Here is a 16,080-nt window from a genome sequence, read left to right as displayed (position 1 = left end):
AACGAATGGCTGACCTTCGCAAGATCATCATCGACGATCAGGAAGTGGAAGTGGATGGGGCAATGACCCTGATTCAGGCCTGCGAACAGGCCGGGATCGAAATTCCGCGATTCTGCTATCACGAAAGGCTGTCCATCGCGGGCAACTGCCGGATGTGTCTGGTGGAGGTCGTGGGTGGCCCGCCTAAACCGGCGGCATCGTGCGCGATGCAGGTCCGCGACCTGCGGCCGGGGCCCGAGGGGCAACCGCCCCGCGTGCGCACCAACTCGCCGATGGTCAAGAAAGCCCGCGAGGGCGTCATGGAATTTCTGCTGATCAACCATCCCCTCGATTGCCCGATCTGCGATCAGGGCGGCGAGTGCGACCTGCAGGATCAGGCGATGGCCTATGGCGTGGATTTCTCGCGCTACCGCGAGCCGAAGCGCGCGGTGGAGGATCTCGACCTCGGACCGTTGGTGGAAACCCACATGACGCGCTGCATTTCCTGCACGCGCTGCGTGCGGTTCACCACCGAAGTGGCGGGCATCAGCCAGATGGGCCAGACCGGCCGGGGCGAGGATGCCGAGATCACCAGCTACCTGGGCGAAACGCTCGACAGCAACATGCAGGGCAACATCATCGACCTGTGCCCGGTGGGTGCGCTGGTGTCGAAGCCTTACGCCTTTACCGCACGTCCGTGGGAGTTGACCAAGACGGAAACCATCGACGTGATGGACGCGCTGGGGTCTTCCATTCGCGTGGACACCAAGGGCCGTGAGGTGATGCGTATTCTGCCACGCAACCATGATGGCACGAATGAAGAATGGATTTCCGACAAGACCCGTTTTGTCTGGGACGGCCTGCGGCGCCAAAGACTGGACCGGCCCTATATCCGTGAAAATGGCAAATTGCGGCCCGCCTCTTGGGGCGAAGCGCTGTCCAAGGCCGCGGAGGCGATCAAAGGCAAGAAGGTGGCCGGGCTTGTGGGCGATCTGGCCCCGGTCGAGGCGGCCTTTGCGCTTAAAGAGCTGATCGAAGGTCAAGGCGGCCAGGTGGAGTGCCGCACCGATGGCGCGTATCTGCCCGAGGGCAATCGATCGGGCTATGTCGGGACCGCGCGGGTCGAGGACATCGATACGGCCAAGGCGGTCTATCTCATCGGCACGGACCCGTCCATCGAGGCGCCTGTGCTCAACGCACGGATCCGCAAGGCCTGGCTTAAGGGGGCGCAGGTGACCCATGCGGGTGCGCCGGCCGATTTGACCTATGACGCCAATCAGGTCGGATCGCGGCACAAGTTCCTGCTGCGTTTGGTGACCGATGCCAAGCCGACCGAGAATGCGGTGGTCATCGTGGGGCAGGGTGCGTTGATGGGGGATCAGGGACAGGCCGTGCTGACGCAGGCCATGGCCCTGACCGAGAAGCTCGGCGGCAAGATGCTTGTGCTGCATACCGCCGCGTCGCGCGTCGGCGCGATGGATGCTGGGTGCACGACCGAGGGCGGTGTCTCGGCGGCGCTGGACGGGGCCGAGGTGATCTACAACCTCGGCGCCGATGAGATCACGCTCGCTGACGGGCCCCTTGTCATCTACCAAGGCAGCCATGGCGACCGCGGTGCGCATCGCGCCGACATCATCCTGCCGGCCGCGGCTTATACCGAGGAACAGGGGCTGTTCGTCAACACCGAGGGTCGTCCGCAACTGGCGCTGCGCGCCGGTCATCCCCCGGGCGAGGCCAAGGAAAACTGGGCGATCCTGCGGGCCCTGTCGGGAGAGATGGGCGCCACCTTGTCCTACGACAGCCTGCCGCAGCTGCGCCGCGCGCTGATCGAGGCTGTGCCGCACCTGGCCCAGATCGATCAGGTGCCGGAGAACGAGTGGACGCCGGTCGAAAGCGCGGAACTTGGCGCGGGCGCGCTCTCCGAGGCTTTGGGCGATTTCTACCTGACCAATCCGATTGCGCGGGCCAGCGAACTGATGGCAGAGCTTTCTGCCAACGCCAAGGCGCGCCGGGACCGGCCGGTGGCTGCCGAGTGATGCAAAGCGCCACGCCCATAACGGCGCTGGCGTTTGCCGGTCTGACGGGGCTTGCGGCCTGCGCCGAACCGGTGGCGTCGGACGATATCGCGTTTGCGCCCGAATACCGGGGAATCGAGACGCGCCTTCTGGACGGCGATCTTGTGAATTTCCAGGTCACGATGGTCGGCGCGCGCTCGGCTCAGGACGTCGCGCGCTACGCAGATTGCGCGGCATCGCAGTACACGCTGATCCGCGGCTACGGATTTGCGCGCCATGTGCGGACGAATGTGGCCGAAGAGGGTGGCATCTGGACCGGGGATGCGGTTTATACGATCTCGGCGGCGCTGCCTGACGGGATCAGGACGCTCGACGCGGAAATCATCGCCGCAGACTGTGCGGAAAACGACATACCGATGGTGTGAGGGGCTAAAGCCATGGCAGAATTCTTGACGACACCGCTGGGAACGCTGGTGATCATCGTGGCGCAATGCCTTGCGGTGGTCGGCTTCGTCATGGTGTCGCTGCTGTTCCTCGTTTACGGCGACCGCAAGATCTGGGCGGCGGTTCAGATGCGGCGCGGCCCCAATGTCGTCGGAGTTTACGGTCTTCTGCAGACGGTGGCGGACGCGTTGAAATACGTTGTGAAAGAGGTCGTGGTGCCGGCGGGTGCGGACCGGGCCGTGTTCATGCTTGCCCCTTTGACGTCGTTCGTGCTGGCCGTTCTGGCCTGGGCCGTGATCCCGATGAACGAGGGCTGGGTGCTTTCGGATATCAATGTGGCCGTGCTGTTCGTCTTCGCGGTCTCCTCGCTCGAGGTCTATGGCGTGATCATGGGCGGCTGGGCGTCGAACTCGAAATACCCGTTCCTCGGGTCGCTGCGGTCGGCGGCGCAGATGATTTCCTACGAGGTCTCCATTGGCCTCATCATCATCGGCGTGATCATCTCGACCGGATCGCTGAATTTCGGGTCCATCGTGGCGGCTCAGGACACCGCTTACGGCTTTTTCGGCTGGTACTGGCTGCCGCATCTGCCGATGGTCTTCCTGTTCTTCATCTCGGCGCTCGCGGAAACCAACCGCCCGCCCTTCGACCTGCCCGAAGCGGAATCCGAACTGGTGGCGGGATATCAGGTGGAATATTCCTCGACCCCGTTCCTGCTGTTCATGGCAGGTGAGTATATCGCGATCTTCCTGATGTGCGCGTTGACGTCGCTGCTGTTCTTCGGCGGCTGGCTGTCGCCGATCCCGGGCCTGCCGGACGGCGTGCTTTGGATGATTGCCAAGATGGCCTTCTTCTTCTTCCTCTTCGCGATGGTGAAGGCCGTGACCCCGCGCTACCGCTATGACCAGCTGATGCGGATCGGCTGGAAGGTGTTCCTGCCGCTGTCGCTGGCTTGGGTCGTGATCGTCTCGTTCCTTGCGAAATTCGAAGTTTTCGGCGCCTTCTGGGCTCGTTACGCGATGGGGGGCTGAGCGGATGGCGGTCGACTACGTCGTCTTCGAGAGGCTCGTGGAATTATCCTCGCGCTTCAAGCCGGAGGGGCGAAAGGTGATGCTGGGTCGGCAGGGCTTTCAGTACCAGACCCGCTATCGCAAGCTTTATCGCAAGGCTTTGCGCGCCTATGGCTACGAGGAAAAGCGTCCCGACCTTCTGCAGGATGACGGCTTTTCCGAAACGCTGTTCGAGACGCTGGGCTTTCACGGGATGGAGTCGATGGATTTCTCCGCCTACGAAGGCGCCACGCTGATCCATGACCTCAACAAGCTGCCGGACGCGGATCTGGAAAACCAGTTCGACCTGATTTTCGACGGAGGCACGATCGAGCATGTGTTCAATGTGCCTGTCGCCTTGGAAGGCGTGTTCCGGATGCTCAAGCCCGGCGGGCGGTTCATTTCGGTCAACGGGCTGAACGGGTGGTACGGGCATGGCATGTACCAGTTCAATCCCGAGCTTGTCTGGACCTTCTGGGGCCGGGCGTGCAATTGCAACGTGATCGATTGCCGTGCGATCCCGGTCGAACCGGATGCGGGATTCAAGCACGTCAATTTCGAAGATCCCGCCGAGACAGGTCACAGGCTGCGCCTGAAGAACAAGATCGGGCCGGGCCGGACGTATCTGTATTACGAAGTGGAAAAGACACCCGAGTCTCATCTGCCCGATTTCGCCCTGCAGAGCGATTACGAGGCGACCTGGCAAGGGTACGAAAAGGCGGGTGTGACCCGCTTTGATGACGCAAGGAGCTGACAGTCCGATGGCGAATATAGATTACAATCGCGCCGCGGGGTATTTCCTGCTCAAGGATGTATTCCACGGTCTCAAACTGGGTCTGAAGTACTTCTTTGCGCCCAAGGCCACCTTGAACTACCCGCACGAAAAAGGCCCGCTGAGCCCGCGGTTTCGCGGCGAGCATGCGCTGCGCCGCTATCCAAACGGCGAAGAGCGCTGCATCGCCTGCAAGCTGTGCGAGGCGATTTGCCCCGCTCAGGCGATCACCATCGACGCCGAGCCGCGCGATGACGGCAGCCGCCGCACGACGCGCTATGACATCGACATGACCAAGTGCATTTATTGCGGGTTCTGCCAGGAGGCCTGCCCGGTCGATGCCATCGTCGAAGGCCCCAATTTCGAGTTTGCCACCGAAACCCGCGAAGAACTGTTCTACGACAAGCAGAAACTGCTGGAGAACGGTGAGCGGTGGGAAGCCGAGATCGCCCGTAACCTTGAAATGGATGCGCCCTACAGATGAGCGATATCAGCAACCCCTTCGAGCTTTGGATGAAGCAAGCGCAGGAGATGGCCAAGTCCATGAACCCGGCGTTGGAATCCTTTTCGCCCAAGGGGTTCGAGCAGCTTTGGCCGACCATGCCCAAGGAATTCATGGAAATGTCCTTTGGCAAGGGGTTGAACAAGGACGGGCTGGATGCCAAGACGCGGCTGCTGATCACGCTGGCGGGTCTGACGATGTTGGGGGCGCAGAGCGATACGCAGATGCGCCTGACGGTGCGCCATGCGCTCGAGGCCGGGGCCACAAAGGACGAGATCGCCGAGACCATCGCGATGATGTCGGTCTTTGCGGGCATCCCGTCGATGAACCGGGCGATGGAATTCGCCCGCGAGGTTCTGGACGAAGAACAGGACAAGGATGAAACGTCATGACCGTTGCCGCGATTTCCTTTTACCTTTTCGCGATCTCCTTGCTGACCGGCGGTCTTCTGACGGTGATCAGCCGTAATCCTGTGCACTCGGTGCTGTGGCTCATCCTTTCCTTCATCAGCGCGGCCGGCCTCTTCGTGCTGTTGGGGGCCGAGTTCGTGGCGATGCTATTGATCATCGTCTATGTGGGCGCGGTGGCGGTGCTGTTTCTTTTCGTCGTCATGATGCTGGACGTCGATTTTGCCGAGTTGAAGGCAGAGATGGCGAAATACATGCCGCTGGCGCTGCTGATCGGGATCATTCTGCTGATGCAGTTTGGCCTTGCTTTCGGCAACTGGCACATGGCCGACGGGGCAGAGGGCGCGCGCGCGGCGGTGACACCCGAGGGCGTGGAAAACACCAAGGCGCTCGGGATGCTGCTCTACGACAAGTATTTCATCCTTTTCCAGTTGGCGGGTTTGATCCTGCTGGTGGCGATGATCGGGGCAATCGTCCTGACCCTGCGCCACCGCTCGGACGTGAAACGGCAGGACGTGCTGGCGCAAATGTACCGCGACCCGGCCAAGGCGATGGAACTCAAGGATGTACGCCCGGGACAGGGGCTCTGATCCCGGGACTTTGAAACACCCGGCGATACAAAACGACACGGGGATGTGAGGGACGACATGATTGGATTGGAACATTACCTGACGGTGGCGGCGGTGCTTTTCGTCATTGGTATTTTCGGACTCTTCCTGAACCGAAAGAACGTCATCATCCTGCTGATGTCGATCGAACTGATGCTCTTGTCGGTCAATATCAATCTTGTCGCGTTTTCGGCCCATCTGGGCGACATGGTCGGACAGGTCTTCACGCTTTTCGTGCTGACCGTGGCCGCCGCCGAGGCCGCGATCGGCCTTGCGATCCTCGTCTGCTTCTTCCGGAACCGCGGCACGATCGCCGTGGAAGACGTCAACGTGATGAAAGGCTGAGCCGATGGAGCAGATCATTCTCTTTGCCCCGCTGGTGGGCGCCCTGATCGCGGGCTTCGGGTGGCGCATCATCGGCGATACCGGGGCACAGTGGGTTACAACGGGCCTTCTGTTCCTGTCGGCCCTGCTGAGCTGGATTGTCTTTCTGGGCTTTGACGGCACGACAGAGCAGATCCACGTCCTCGACTGGATCCGGTCCGGCACGCTCGACACTGCGTGGTCGATCCGGCTCGACCGGCTGACCGCGATCATGCTGATCGTGATCACCACCGTCTCCGCATTGGTTCATCTCTATTCCATGGGCTACATGGCCCATGACGAGAATTTCCGTGAGGACGAGAGCTATCGCCCGCGGTTCTTTGCATACCTGTCGTTCTTCACCTTCGCGATGCTGATGCTGGTGACCGCAGACAACCTTGCGCAGATGTTCTTCGGCTGGGAGGGCGTGGGCCTCGCCTCGTACCTGCTGATCGGGTTCTATTTCCGCAAACCGTCGGCCAATGGCGCGGCGATCAAGGCATTCGTCGTCAACCGCGTGGGTGATTTCGGCTTCGCGCTGGGGATTTTTGCGCTCTATTTCCTCGTCGACTCCATCAAGTTCGACGATGTGTTCGCCGCCGCCCCCGAACTGGCTCAGACCCAGCTGACCTTTCTGTGGACGGAGTGGAACGCCGCCAACCTGATCGCCTTCCTTCTTTTCGTCGGCGCGATGGGCAAGTCGGCGCAGCTATTCCTGCACACCTGGTTGCCGGACGCGATGGAAGGTCCGACGCCGGTGTCGGCGCTGATCCACGCCGCGACCATGGTGACGGCAGGCGTGTTCCTTGTCTGCCGGATGTCGCCCATCATGGAATTCGCACCCGAAGCGATGGCCTTCGTGACTTTCCTTGGCGCGGCGACCGCTTTTTTCGCGGCGACCGTGGGCCTTGTGCAGAATGACATCAAGCGCGTTATCGCCTATTCGACCTGCTCGCAGCTCGGCTACATGTTCGTGGCGGCCGGTGTCGGCGTTTACTCGGTCGCGATGTTCCATCTTTTCACGCATGCCTTCTTCAAGGCGATGCTCTTTCTCGGCGCAGGCTCGGTCATTCACGGCATGCACCACGAGCAGGACATGCGTAATTATGGCGGCCTTCGCAAGAAGATGCCCTACACGTTCTATGCCATGCTGATCGGCACGCTGGCCATTACCGGTGTGGGTATCCCGCTTACCGGCTGGATTGGTTTCGCGGGCTTTGCCTCGAAAGACGCCGTGATCGAGAGCGCCTATGCGGCCACGTCGGGCGGCTTTGCCTTCTGGGCGCTGGTCATCGCCGCGCTGTTCACCAGCTTTTACAGCTGGCGATTGATGTTCCTGACATTCTGGGGCGACCCGCGCGGCGACAAGCACACGCATGAACACGCGCATGAAAGCCCCAAGGTGATGTTGATACCCTTGGGCGTTCTGGCCCTGGGTGCGGTCTTTGCCGGGGCGATCTGGTATGGCAGCTTCTTCGGCAAGACCAACGAGGTGGTGAAGTTCTTTGGCGGTAAATACGGTGAGCCGCCGGCCGAGCTGGTCGAGGCGGTGGCCGAGCGTAGCCCCAAGGCGTCGGAACTACATTACGTCATGGAAAGCGCGCCGGGCGATGCGGCGATTTATATCGCGCCCGAGAACACGATCCTGCACGAGGCGCATTACGTGCCGACATGGGTCAAGCTTTCGCCCTTTATCGCCATGGTCATCGGCCTGATCACCGCGATCTGGTTCTATATCCTCGATCCGACCGTCCCGCGGCGCCTGGCAGAGAACCAGCGGCCTCTTTATCTCTTCCTGCTCAACAAGTGGTATTTCGATGAGATCTACGACTTCCTGTTCGTGCGCCCGGCGAAGGCGCTTGGCGGCCTGCTTTGGAAGAAAGGCGACGGCAACGTGATCGACGGGTCGATCAACGGACTGGCGATGGGGATCATTCCCTTCTTCACGCGCCTCGCGGGCCGCGCGCAGTCGGGCTACATCTTTACCTATGCTTTCGCCATGGTGATCGGGATCGCGGTTCTGGTAACATGGATGACGTTTATCGGGGGGGCTGAATAATGGATAACCTGCTTTCCATTACCACGTTCATCCCCGCCATTGCGGCGGCCATTCTGGCCATCTTCCTGCGCGGTGAGGACGAGACGGCGCAGCGCAATGCCAAGTGGGTGGCCCTGATCGCCACGTCACTCACGTTCCTCGTGTCGCTGTTCATCCTTTGGGATTTCAACCCCAAGGACACGGGCTTTCAATTCGTCGAAGAGCGTGATTGGCTTCTGGGGCTGCAGTACAAAGTCGGCGTCGACGGGATCAGCGTTCTCTTTGTCATGCTGACCACCTTTATCATGCCTTTGACCATCGCTGCGTCCTGGAACGTGACGGTGCGCGTCAAGGAATACATGATCGCCTTCCTGATCCTCGAAACATTGATGATCGGGGTCTTCGTGGCGCTCGACCTCGTGCTCTTCTACCTGTTCTTCGAGGCGGGGCTGATCCCGATGTTCCTGATCATCGGGATCTGGGGCGGCAAGGCGCGGATCTATGCGTCGTTCAAGTTTTTCCTCTACACCTTCCTCGGCTCGGTCCTGATGCTGGTCGCGATGGTGGCGATGTTCGCCGAGGCGGGCACCACCGATATTCCCACGCTCATGCGGCACGAGTTCGGGTCCGAGACTTTCTCGCTGCTGGGCATCCAGATCGTGGGCGGCATGCAGACGCTCATGTTCATCGCCTTCTTCGCCAGCTTCGCGGTGAAGATGCCGATGTGGCCGGTGCATACCTGGCTGCCCGACGCCCACGTTCAGGCGCCGACGGCAGGCTCGGTGGTTCTGGCGGCGATCCTCTTGAAAATGGGCGGCTACGGGTTCCTGCGCTTCAGCCTGCCGATGTTCCCGGTGGGCGCGGACGTGCTGACGCCGCTGGTCCTTTGGATGTCGGCCATCGCCATTGTCTACACCTCGCTCGTGGCGCTGGCGCAGGAGGACATGAAGAAGCTTATCGCCTATTCGTCCGTCGCGCATATGGGCTACGTGACGATGGGGATTTTCGCGGCCAATCAGCAGGGGATCGACGGCGCGATCTTCCAGATGCTGAGCCACGGCTTCATCTCGGGTGCGCTCTTCCTCTGTGTAGGCGTGATCTATGACCGCATGCACACGCGCGAGATCGATGCCTATGGTGGATTGGTGAACCGGATGCCGGCCTATGCGCTCATCTTCATGCTCTTCACGATGGCTAATGTGGGCTTGCCGGGCACCTCCGGCTTCGTCGGCGAATTTCTGACGCTGATGGGCGTGTTCCAGGTGAACACCTGGGTTGCGGTCGTGGCCACAACGGGGGTCATCCTGTCGGCGGCTTATGCGCTTTGGCTCTATCGCCGGGTGGTGATGGGCGACCTGATCAAGGAAAGCCTGAAATCGATCACGGACATGACGCAGCGGGAAAAGGCCATCTTTGCCCCTCTCGTGGCGATGACCCTGCTTCTGGGCGTCTATCCCAGCCTTGTGACTGACATAATCGGCCCTTCGGTCGAGGCGCTGATTGCCAATTACGACACGGCCCTGGCCGAAGCGGCGACCGCGTCCAAATTCGCCGCGGCATCGCAATGACGGAGACTTATCATGCAGGCTGATCTGACTGTAATCCTGCCGGAGATCGTGCTGTCGTTCTATGCGCTCGCGGCGCTTCTTGGGGCGGCCTATACCGGGCAGGACCGAATGGCGGGCATGCTGGTGTGGCTGACGGCGGGTCTTATGACCGCGCTCGCCCTTTGGATCGGCACGACGGGCGAGGGCACCCGTACGGCCTTTGACGGCATGTTCAACGATGACGGCTTTGCGCGCTTTGCCAAGGTGACCATCCTTCTATCGGCTGCGGCCGTGCTGGTCATGGGGCAGGAATACATGGCGCGGCGGGACTTGCTGCGGTTCGAATACCCATTGCTGATCGCGCTCTCTGCCGTGGGCATGATGATGATGGTCAGCGCAGGCGATCTCATGGCGCTTTACATGGGCCTCGAGCTTCAGTCGCTGGCGCTTTACGTCGTGGCCTCACTACGGCGGGACAGCGTGAAATCGACCGAGGCGGGCCTGAAGTATTTCGTGCTTGGCGCGCTGAGTTCAGGGCTTTTGCTTTATGGTGCCTCGCTGACCTATGGCTACGCGGGCACGACCCTCTTTTCCGGGATCATCGAGGCTGCGGACGGCCGCGCGCCGCTTGGCCTGCTGATTGGTCTTGTCTTCGTTCTGGCCGGTCTGGCCTTCAAAGTGTCCGCCGTACCATTCCACATGTGGACGCCGGATGTCTACGAGGGCGCCCCGACGCCGATTACCGCCTTTTTCGCCACCGCGCCCAAGGTCGCCGCGATGGGGCTTTTCGCCCGCGTGGTGCATGATGCCTATGGCGGCATCGTCACGGACTGGCAGCAGGTGATTGCCGTGCTGTCGCTTCTGTCGATGTTCCTTGGTGCCATTGCGGCCATCGGACAGACCGATATCAAACGGCTGATGGCGTATTCTTCCATCGCCCATATGGGCTATGCGCTGATGGGCCTTGCGTCCGGTACGGTCTTCGGTGTGCAGGCGATGCTGATCTATATGGCGATTTACGTCACCATGAACGTCGGCACGTTTGCCTTTATTCTCTCAATGGAACGCGACAACCGGCCTGTGACGGACATCATGAGCCTCAACATGTATTCACGTGCGCATCCGGGCCGGGCGCTGGCCATGCTGATCCTGCTGTTCAGCCTGGCGGGCGTGCCGCCGCTTCTGGGCTTTTTCGGCAAGCTTTACGTCTTGCGCGCAGCCTATGAGGGCGGGTTGGCCTGGCTGGCCGTGGCCGGCGTCATCGCCTCGGTCATCGGCGCCTTTTACTATCTGCGCATCGTCTACTACATGTATTTCGGCGAAGAGCGCGAACCGCTGGAAACTGGCCGGTCGCCGGTACAATGGGGCTTTCTGATGGCCTCGGCCGCGATCATGCTTCTTGGCATCATCAACATGTTCGGTGTCGAGGGGATGGCACAGGCCGCGGCGGCAACGCTTGTCAACTGACCTGATATCCCTGGAAACGAGAACGGACGCGCCTTCGGGCGCGTCGCTTTGTTTTGGAATGGCCCGGGCGGGCGCGTTAAAGGTCTCATGAAGGACCCGTGGCCAGAAGGGTACGGGCGGCGCGTGCTGGAAAAGGTGGACAGCACCAATGCCGAAGCCGCGCGTCTTGCACCGACGCTGTCCGGCCCGGAATGGGTTCTTGCGCTGCATCAGACCGCGGCGCGCGGACGGCGCGGACGTGCCTGGGCAAGCCCTGTGGGCAATTTTGCGGCAAGCCTTGTGATGCGTCCCGGCGGGGGACCGCAAGACTGGGCGCTGCGTTCCTTCGTGGCGTCGCTGGCGCTCTTCGACGCGTTTGAGGCGGCCACGGGGCAGGCGGATGCCTTCACGCTCAAATGGCCGAACGACGTGCTGCTGAACGGGGCGAAGGTTGCGGGCATTCTTCTGGAAAGCGGTGCGTCTATCCAGGGTGCCGGCTTTGTTACGATCGGGATCGGTGTCAACCTGCGGGACACCCCGGATCAGACAAGCCTCGAAGACGACGCTGTGCCGCCGGCCTCGCTTCTGTCGGGAACCGGCACTCGGATCGACCCGATGGCCTTTCTCGAGCTGCTGGCGCCCGCTTATGCGCGCCGTGAGCACCGGTTCGTGCACTACGGATTTGGACCCATTCGGGCGGCCTGGCTTGCCCGGGCCACGAAGCTGGGTCAGGAAATCACTGCCCGGACCACGCGGGAGAGTTTGACCGGGGTCTTCGAGACGGTGGACGAAGCCGGTAATCTTGTTCTAAGAACCGCGCAAATGCGGCATGCGATCCCCGCCGCCGATATTTTCTTCTGACTTGAAAGGGCAGGGCTCATGCTGTTGGCGATCGACTGCGGCAATACCAATACGGTCTTCTCGATCTGGGACGGAAAGACCTTCCTGTGCACGCTGCGCACGTCGACCCACCATGCCCGCACGGCAGATGCCTATTTCACGTGGTTTTCCACCCTCATCAAGCACTACGGGATCGACGCGAATATCACCGACGTCATCATCTCCTCGACCGTGCCACGCGTCGTATTCAATCTTCGCGTCTTTGCGGACAGGTTTTTCGGCTGCCGTCCGATGGTGGTTGGCAGGCCGGATTGTGCGCTTCCTGTTGCGCCGCGGGTGGATGCCGGTACGCAGGTGGGGCCGGACCGGCTTGTGAATACGGCCGGGGCGTTTGACCTTTTCGGGGGTAATCTGATCGTTGTGGATTTCGGCACCGCGACCACATTCGACGTTGTGGCCGAGGACGGCGCTTATGTCGGTGGCGTGATCGCGCCCGGCGTGAACCTGTCGCTGGAGGCCTTGCACATGGCGGCAGCGGCCCTGCCGCATGTGGACGTGACAAAGCCGCAAAAGGTGATCGGCACGAATACGGTGGCCTGCATGCAATCGGGCGTGTTCTGGGGCTATGTGGGACTTGTGAACGGGATCTGCCAGAAGATCCGCACGGAATACGAAACCCCGATGAAAATTATCGGAACGGGCGGGCTTGCCCCGCTTTTCGCGCAGGGGGACCTGCTCTTCGATGTGATCGAGGATGACCTGACAATGCATGGGCTGACAGTGATCCATGCGCATAACCAGAAAGTGTTACCACTATGAGCGGTGAACGATTGATCTACATGCCTCTGGGCGGGGCTGGTGAAGTAGGCATGAACGCCTATGTCTACGGCTACGGTCCGAAGGGAAAGGAAAGGCTGATCCTCGTCGACCTGGGTGTGACGTTTCCGGACATGGATACGACACCGGGCGTGGACCTGATTTTTCCGGATATCCAATGGCTTGCGGAGCGATCTTCACAGCTTGAGGCGATCTTTGTCACCCATGCCCACGAAGATCACGTCGGCGCGGTGGCGCATTTCTACGATCAGCTCAAGGCGCCCATCTACGCGCGGGCCTTTACCGCCAATATCGCGCGGCGCAAAATGGAAGAGCACGGGCATCCGGAAAAGGCAGTCACGACCGTGTCCGCCTGGCCCGAGATCACCGAGGCCGGGCCGTTCAAGGTGGGCTTCGTGCCGATTTCGCACTCGATTCCGGAAAGCTCGGGTCTTGTGATCGACACGCCGAAAGGCCGGCTCGTGCATTCCGGCGACTTCAAGCTCGACACCGGCCCGGTGGTGGGCGAGCCCTGGGACGAGGCCCTCTGGCAGTCGATCGGCGATGCGGGCGTGCAGGCGTTGGTGTGCGATTCCACCAATGTGTTCAACACGCATGAAGGGCGTTCTGAAAGCGGGCTTGGTGCCGAGATCGAAAAACTGATCAGCAGCGCCAAGGGCATGGTGGTGGCGACGACATTTGCCAGCAACGTTGCGCGGGTCAAGACGCTGGCCGAGGCCGGACAGAAAACCGGGCGCTCTATCTGCCTTCTCGGACGGGCGATGCGACGGATGATCGAGGCGTCGGTTGAAACCGGCGTCCTGACCGACTTTCCAAGTACGATCAGCCCCGAGGACGCGCGGGAGATCCCACGCGAGAACGTGATGCTTATCGTGACGGGCAGCCAGGGCGAGCGACGAGCGGCCAGTGCGCAGTTGGCACAGGGGAAGTACAACGGGATCGAGCTGAAAGAGGGCGACCTGTTTCTTTTCTCCTCGAAGACGATTCCCGGGAATGAACGCGGCGTGATCCGGATCATGAACCAGTTCAGTGAGATGGGTGTCGATGTCGTGGACGATTCCGACGGACGCTACCATGTGTCCGGACATGCCAACCGGCCCGATCTGGAGCGGCTGCACAAGGTGCTTCGCCCACAGATCATTATCCCCATGCACGGCGAACACCGGCATTTGCGTGAGCACGTGAAACTGTGCAAATCCAATGGCATGCAGGGTGTTCTTGCCACCAATGGCACGATGCTGGATCTGAGCGGCAACCGGCCGGAGATCGTCGAGTATGTCGAAACCGGCCGGACCTATCTGGACGGCAGCCGCAAAATCGGCGCGCTGGACGGGATCGTGCGCGACCGGATCCGCATGGCGCTTAACGGGCATGTGACCGTAAACGTTATTCTGGACGAAGAAGACGAACCGCTTGGCGAACCGTGGTGCGAGATCATGGGCCTGACAGAGGAGGGCGCAAGCCGGGCACCGTTGGTCGATGTTCTGGAAGAGGACCTGAGCCAGTTCCTCGGCCGGGCCAAGGGCAAGACCCTGCGGGAGGATGACGTGCTGGAGGACGGTCTGCGCAAGGTCGTGCGCAACTCTGCCCAGCAGGAAATCGGGAAAAAACCCGAGGTGACGGTGATCATCAGCCGGCTAAGCTGATTCACTCCAACAAAAAAGGGGCCGATTGGCCCCTTTCTTCTTACGATCCGAAACGCGTGTGATCAGGACGCCAGACGCTCGTCGAAACTCAAGGCGATAAAGCTGGGCAGATGATCGCCCATGCCGACCGGAGTCTTTCCATTGTCACTTTGATCGCGGCGAGAGCCACCCCGGCGCGGTCCACCGCTGCTTTGATCACGATCCTGAGACTCTTTCGGGGACGCGTCGGCCGTCTCGGGAGTCGCCTCCTCCGGTATCGATCCGGTTTCGGCGGCTTTCTCCTTGGATTTGCCGCGCGTGCGGGACCGGCTGGCTTTCTTGGGAGTATCTTCGGCTTTTGCCTCGTCCTGCGTATCAGGGCCGGCATTGCCCAGAGGATTTTCTAGGCGGGGGATTTCCTTTTGGATCAGCTTTTCCACGGCATCGAGCTGTTTATCGTCGCGCGGGCCGCAAAGCGTGATCGCCTTGCCGTCACGACCGGCGCGGCCGGTGCGGCCAATGCGGTGCACGTAATCCTCGGCATGGCCGGGTACATCGTAGTTGAAGACATGGCTGACGGCGGGCACGTCAAGGCCGCGCGCGGCCACGTCAGAAGCCACGAGAAAACGCAGTTCGCCCTTGCGGAATCCGTCCAGCGTGCGGGTGCGCTGCGACTGGTCGAGGTCGCCGTGGATCGGCGCGGCATCGTAATTGTATTTCTTGAGGCTTTTCGCGACGATATCCACATCCGTCTTACGGTTGCAGAAGATGATCGCGTTGGTGCATTTCTCGCCTTCGCCGTCGATCATCGCGCGCAGAAGCTTGCGCTTTTCGCTGTCGGCGCGGTCGCGGCGGGACGGTTTGAACATCACCACACCTTGCTCGATCGTCTCGGACGCCGTTGCCTGACGGGCAACCTCGATCCGTTCGGGGCCTTGCAGGAACGTGTTGGTGATGCGCTCGATCTCGGGCGCCATGGTGGCGGAGAAAAAGAGCGTCTGCCGCGTGAATGGCGTCAGAGAGAAGATCCGTTCGATATCCGGGATGAAGCCCATATCGAGCATACGGTCGGCTTCGTCCACCACCATGATCTGCACACCGGTCAGCAAAAGCTTGCCGCGTTCGAAATGGTCGAGCAGACGCCCCGGCGTGGCGATAAGCACATCGACACCCTTGTCGATCAGCTTGTCCTGCTCGCCAAAAGAGACGCCGCCGATAAGCAGAGCCTTGGTCAGCTTCAGATGTTTGGAATAGGTGTCGAAATTCTCGGCCACCTGCGCGGCCAGTTCCCGTGTCGGACAAAGAACGAGACTGCGCGGCATCCGGGCGCGGGCGCGGCCGCGGGCCAGAAGGGACAGCATCGGAAGTGTGAAGGAGGCGGTCTTGCCGGTACCGGTCTGAGCGATACCAAGCACGTCTCTGCCTTCGAGGGCGGGCGGAATGGCGCCAGCCTGGATCGGCGTGGGCGTCTCATAGCCGGCTTCTTCGATGGCTTTTAAGACCTTTGGGTTCAGGTTGAGATCAGCGAATTTCGTCATGTATGTCCACTTTTTGCGGACACTTACCTTGGCCCGCCGTCACGTCTTTAGGCGCGCGGGATCGCGGCCT

15 protein-coding genes are annotated in these 16,080 nt (G+C 61.1%); 14 read left to right on the top strand and 1 reads right to left on the bottom strand.

The features are described 5' to 3' along the window. Window positions 1-5 precede the first annotated feature (5 nt). From nuoG to EZV60_RS06250, 14 genes are all read left to right on the top strand, one after another. Window positions 6-2,015, top strand: coding sequence for an NADH-quinone oxidoreductase subunit NuoG (gene nuoG / locus EZV60_RS06315; protein ID WP_135503440.1), 2,010 nt, complete (start codon window positions 6-8; stop codon window positions 2,013-2,015). Further along, the gene (locus tag EZV60_RS06310) at window positions 2,015-2,419 is read left to right on the top strand and encodes a hypothetical protein (RefSeq protein ID WP_135503438.1); all 405 of its coding nucleotides are present in this window, start codon (window positions 2,015-2,017) and stop codon (window positions 2,417-2,419) included. Before nuoG ends, EZV60_RS06310 begins: the two co-directional genes overlap by 1 nt. Window positions 2,420-2,431: 12 nt before the next feature. Beyond that, the gene (gene nuoH / locus EZV60_RS06305) at window positions 2,432-3,469 is read left to right on the top strand and encodes an NADH-quinone oxidoreductase subunit NuoH (RefSeq protein ID WP_135503436.1); all 1,038 of its coding nucleotides are present in this window, start codon (window positions 2,432-2,434) and stop codon (window positions 3,467-3,469) included. A 4-nt stretch (window positions 3,470-3,473) separates the two neighbouring features. Then, the gene (locus tag EZV60_RS06300) at window positions 3,474-4,241 is read left to right on the top strand and encodes a class I SAM-dependent methyltransferase (protein WP_135503434.1); all 768 of its coding nucleotides are present in this window, start codon (window positions 3,474-3,476) and stop codon (window positions 4,239-4,241) included. Window positions 4,242-4,248: 7 nt separating this feature from the next. Continuing rightward, window positions 4,249-4,743, top strand: a complete 495-nt coding sequence (gene nuoI / locus EZV60_RS06295; RefSeq protein ID WP_135503432.1) for an NADH-quinone oxidoreductase subunit NuoI — start codon at window positions 4,249-4,251, stop codon at window positions 4,741-4,743. Next, complete coding sequence (locus EZV60_RS06290) at window positions 4,740-5,153, top strand: carboxymuconolactone decarboxylase family protein (protein ID WP_135503430.1); 414 nt, start codon at window positions 4,740-4,742, stop codon at window positions 5,151-5,153. The genes nuoI and EZV60_RS06290 overlap by 4 nt, the downstream gene beginning before the upstream one ends. Beyond that, a complete protein-coding gene (locus tag EZV60_RS06285) occupies window positions 5,150-5,758 on the top strand; it encodes an NADH-quinone oxidoreductase subunit J (RefSeq protein ID WP_135503428.1) in 609 nt (202 codons plus the stop codon). The genes EZV60_RS06290 and EZV60_RS06285 overlap by 4 nt, the downstream gene beginning before the upstream one ends. A 57-nt stretch (window positions 5,759-5,815) precedes the next feature. Further along, entirely contained in the window at window positions 5,816-6,121 is a 306-nt protein-coding gene (gene nuoK, locus EZV60_RS06280) for an NADH-quinone oxidoreductase subunit NuoK (protein ID WP_135503426.1), read from the top strand. A gap of 4 nt (window positions 6,122-6,125) precedes the next feature. Then, window positions 6,126-8,198, top strand: coding sequence for an NADH-quinone oxidoreductase subunit L (nuoL, locus tag EZV60_RS06275; RefSeq protein WP_135503424.1), 2,073 nt, complete (start codon window positions 6,126-6,128; stop codon window positions 8,196-8,198). Then, the gene (locus EZV60_RS06270; protein WP_135503422.1) at window positions 8,198-9,745 is read left to right on the top strand and encodes an NADH-quinone oxidoreductase subunit M; all 1,548 of its coding nucleotides are present in this window, start codon (window positions 8,198-8,200) and stop codon (window positions 9,743-9,745) included. Before nuoL ends, EZV60_RS06270 begins: the two co-directional genes overlap by 1 nt. 12 nt (window positions 9,746-9,757) lie before the next feature. Then, entirely contained in the window at window positions 9,758-11,191 is a 1,434-nt protein-coding gene (gene nuoN / locus EZV60_RS06265; protein WP_135503420.1) for an NADH-quinone oxidoreductase subunit NuoN, read from the top strand. An 87-nt stretch (window positions 11,192-11,278) separates the two neighbouring features. Then, a complete protein-coding gene (locus EZV60_RS06260; RefSeq protein WP_135503418.1) occupies window positions 11,279-12,031 on the top strand; it encodes a biotin--[acetyl-CoA-carboxylase] ligase in 753 nt (250 codons plus the stop codon). An 18-nt stretch (window positions 12,032-12,049) separates the two neighbouring features. Continuing rightward, a complete protein-coding gene (locus EZV60_RS06255; protein WP_135503416.1) occupies window positions 12,050-12,829 on the top strand; it encodes a type III pantothenate kinase in 780 nt (259 codons plus the stop codon). Continuing rightward, window positions 12,826-14,493: a ribonuclease J gene (locus EZV60_RS06250; protein WP_135503414.1), complete on the top strand. Its 1,668-nt coding sequence runs from the start codon at window positions 12,826-12,828 to the stop codon at window positions 14,491-14,493. The genes EZV60_RS06255 and EZV60_RS06250 overlap by 4 nt, the downstream gene beginning before the upstream one ends. A 62-nt stretch (window positions 14,494-14,555) precedes the next feature. On the opposite strand, the gene EZV60_RS06245 is transcribed toward EZV60_RS06250, so the two are convergent. Next, complete coding sequence (locus tag EZV60_RS06245; RefSeq protein WP_135503412.1) at window positions 14,556-16,010, bottom strand: DEAD/DEAH box helicase; 1,455 nt, start codon at window positions 16,008-16,010, stop codon at window positions 14,556-14,558. Window positions 16,011-16,080: the final 70 nt, after the last annotated feature.

Source organism: Roseovarius aestuariivivens (assembly GCF_004761875.1).
In the GTDB taxonomy this organism is placed as follows: domain Bacteria; phylum Pseudomonadota; class Alphaproteobacteria; order Rhodobacterales; family Rhodobacteraceae; genus Roseovarius; species Roseovarius aestuariivivens.
Note: the sequence above shows the minus strand (reverse complement) of the source record. Positions and strands in the feature narration are given on the sequence as shown.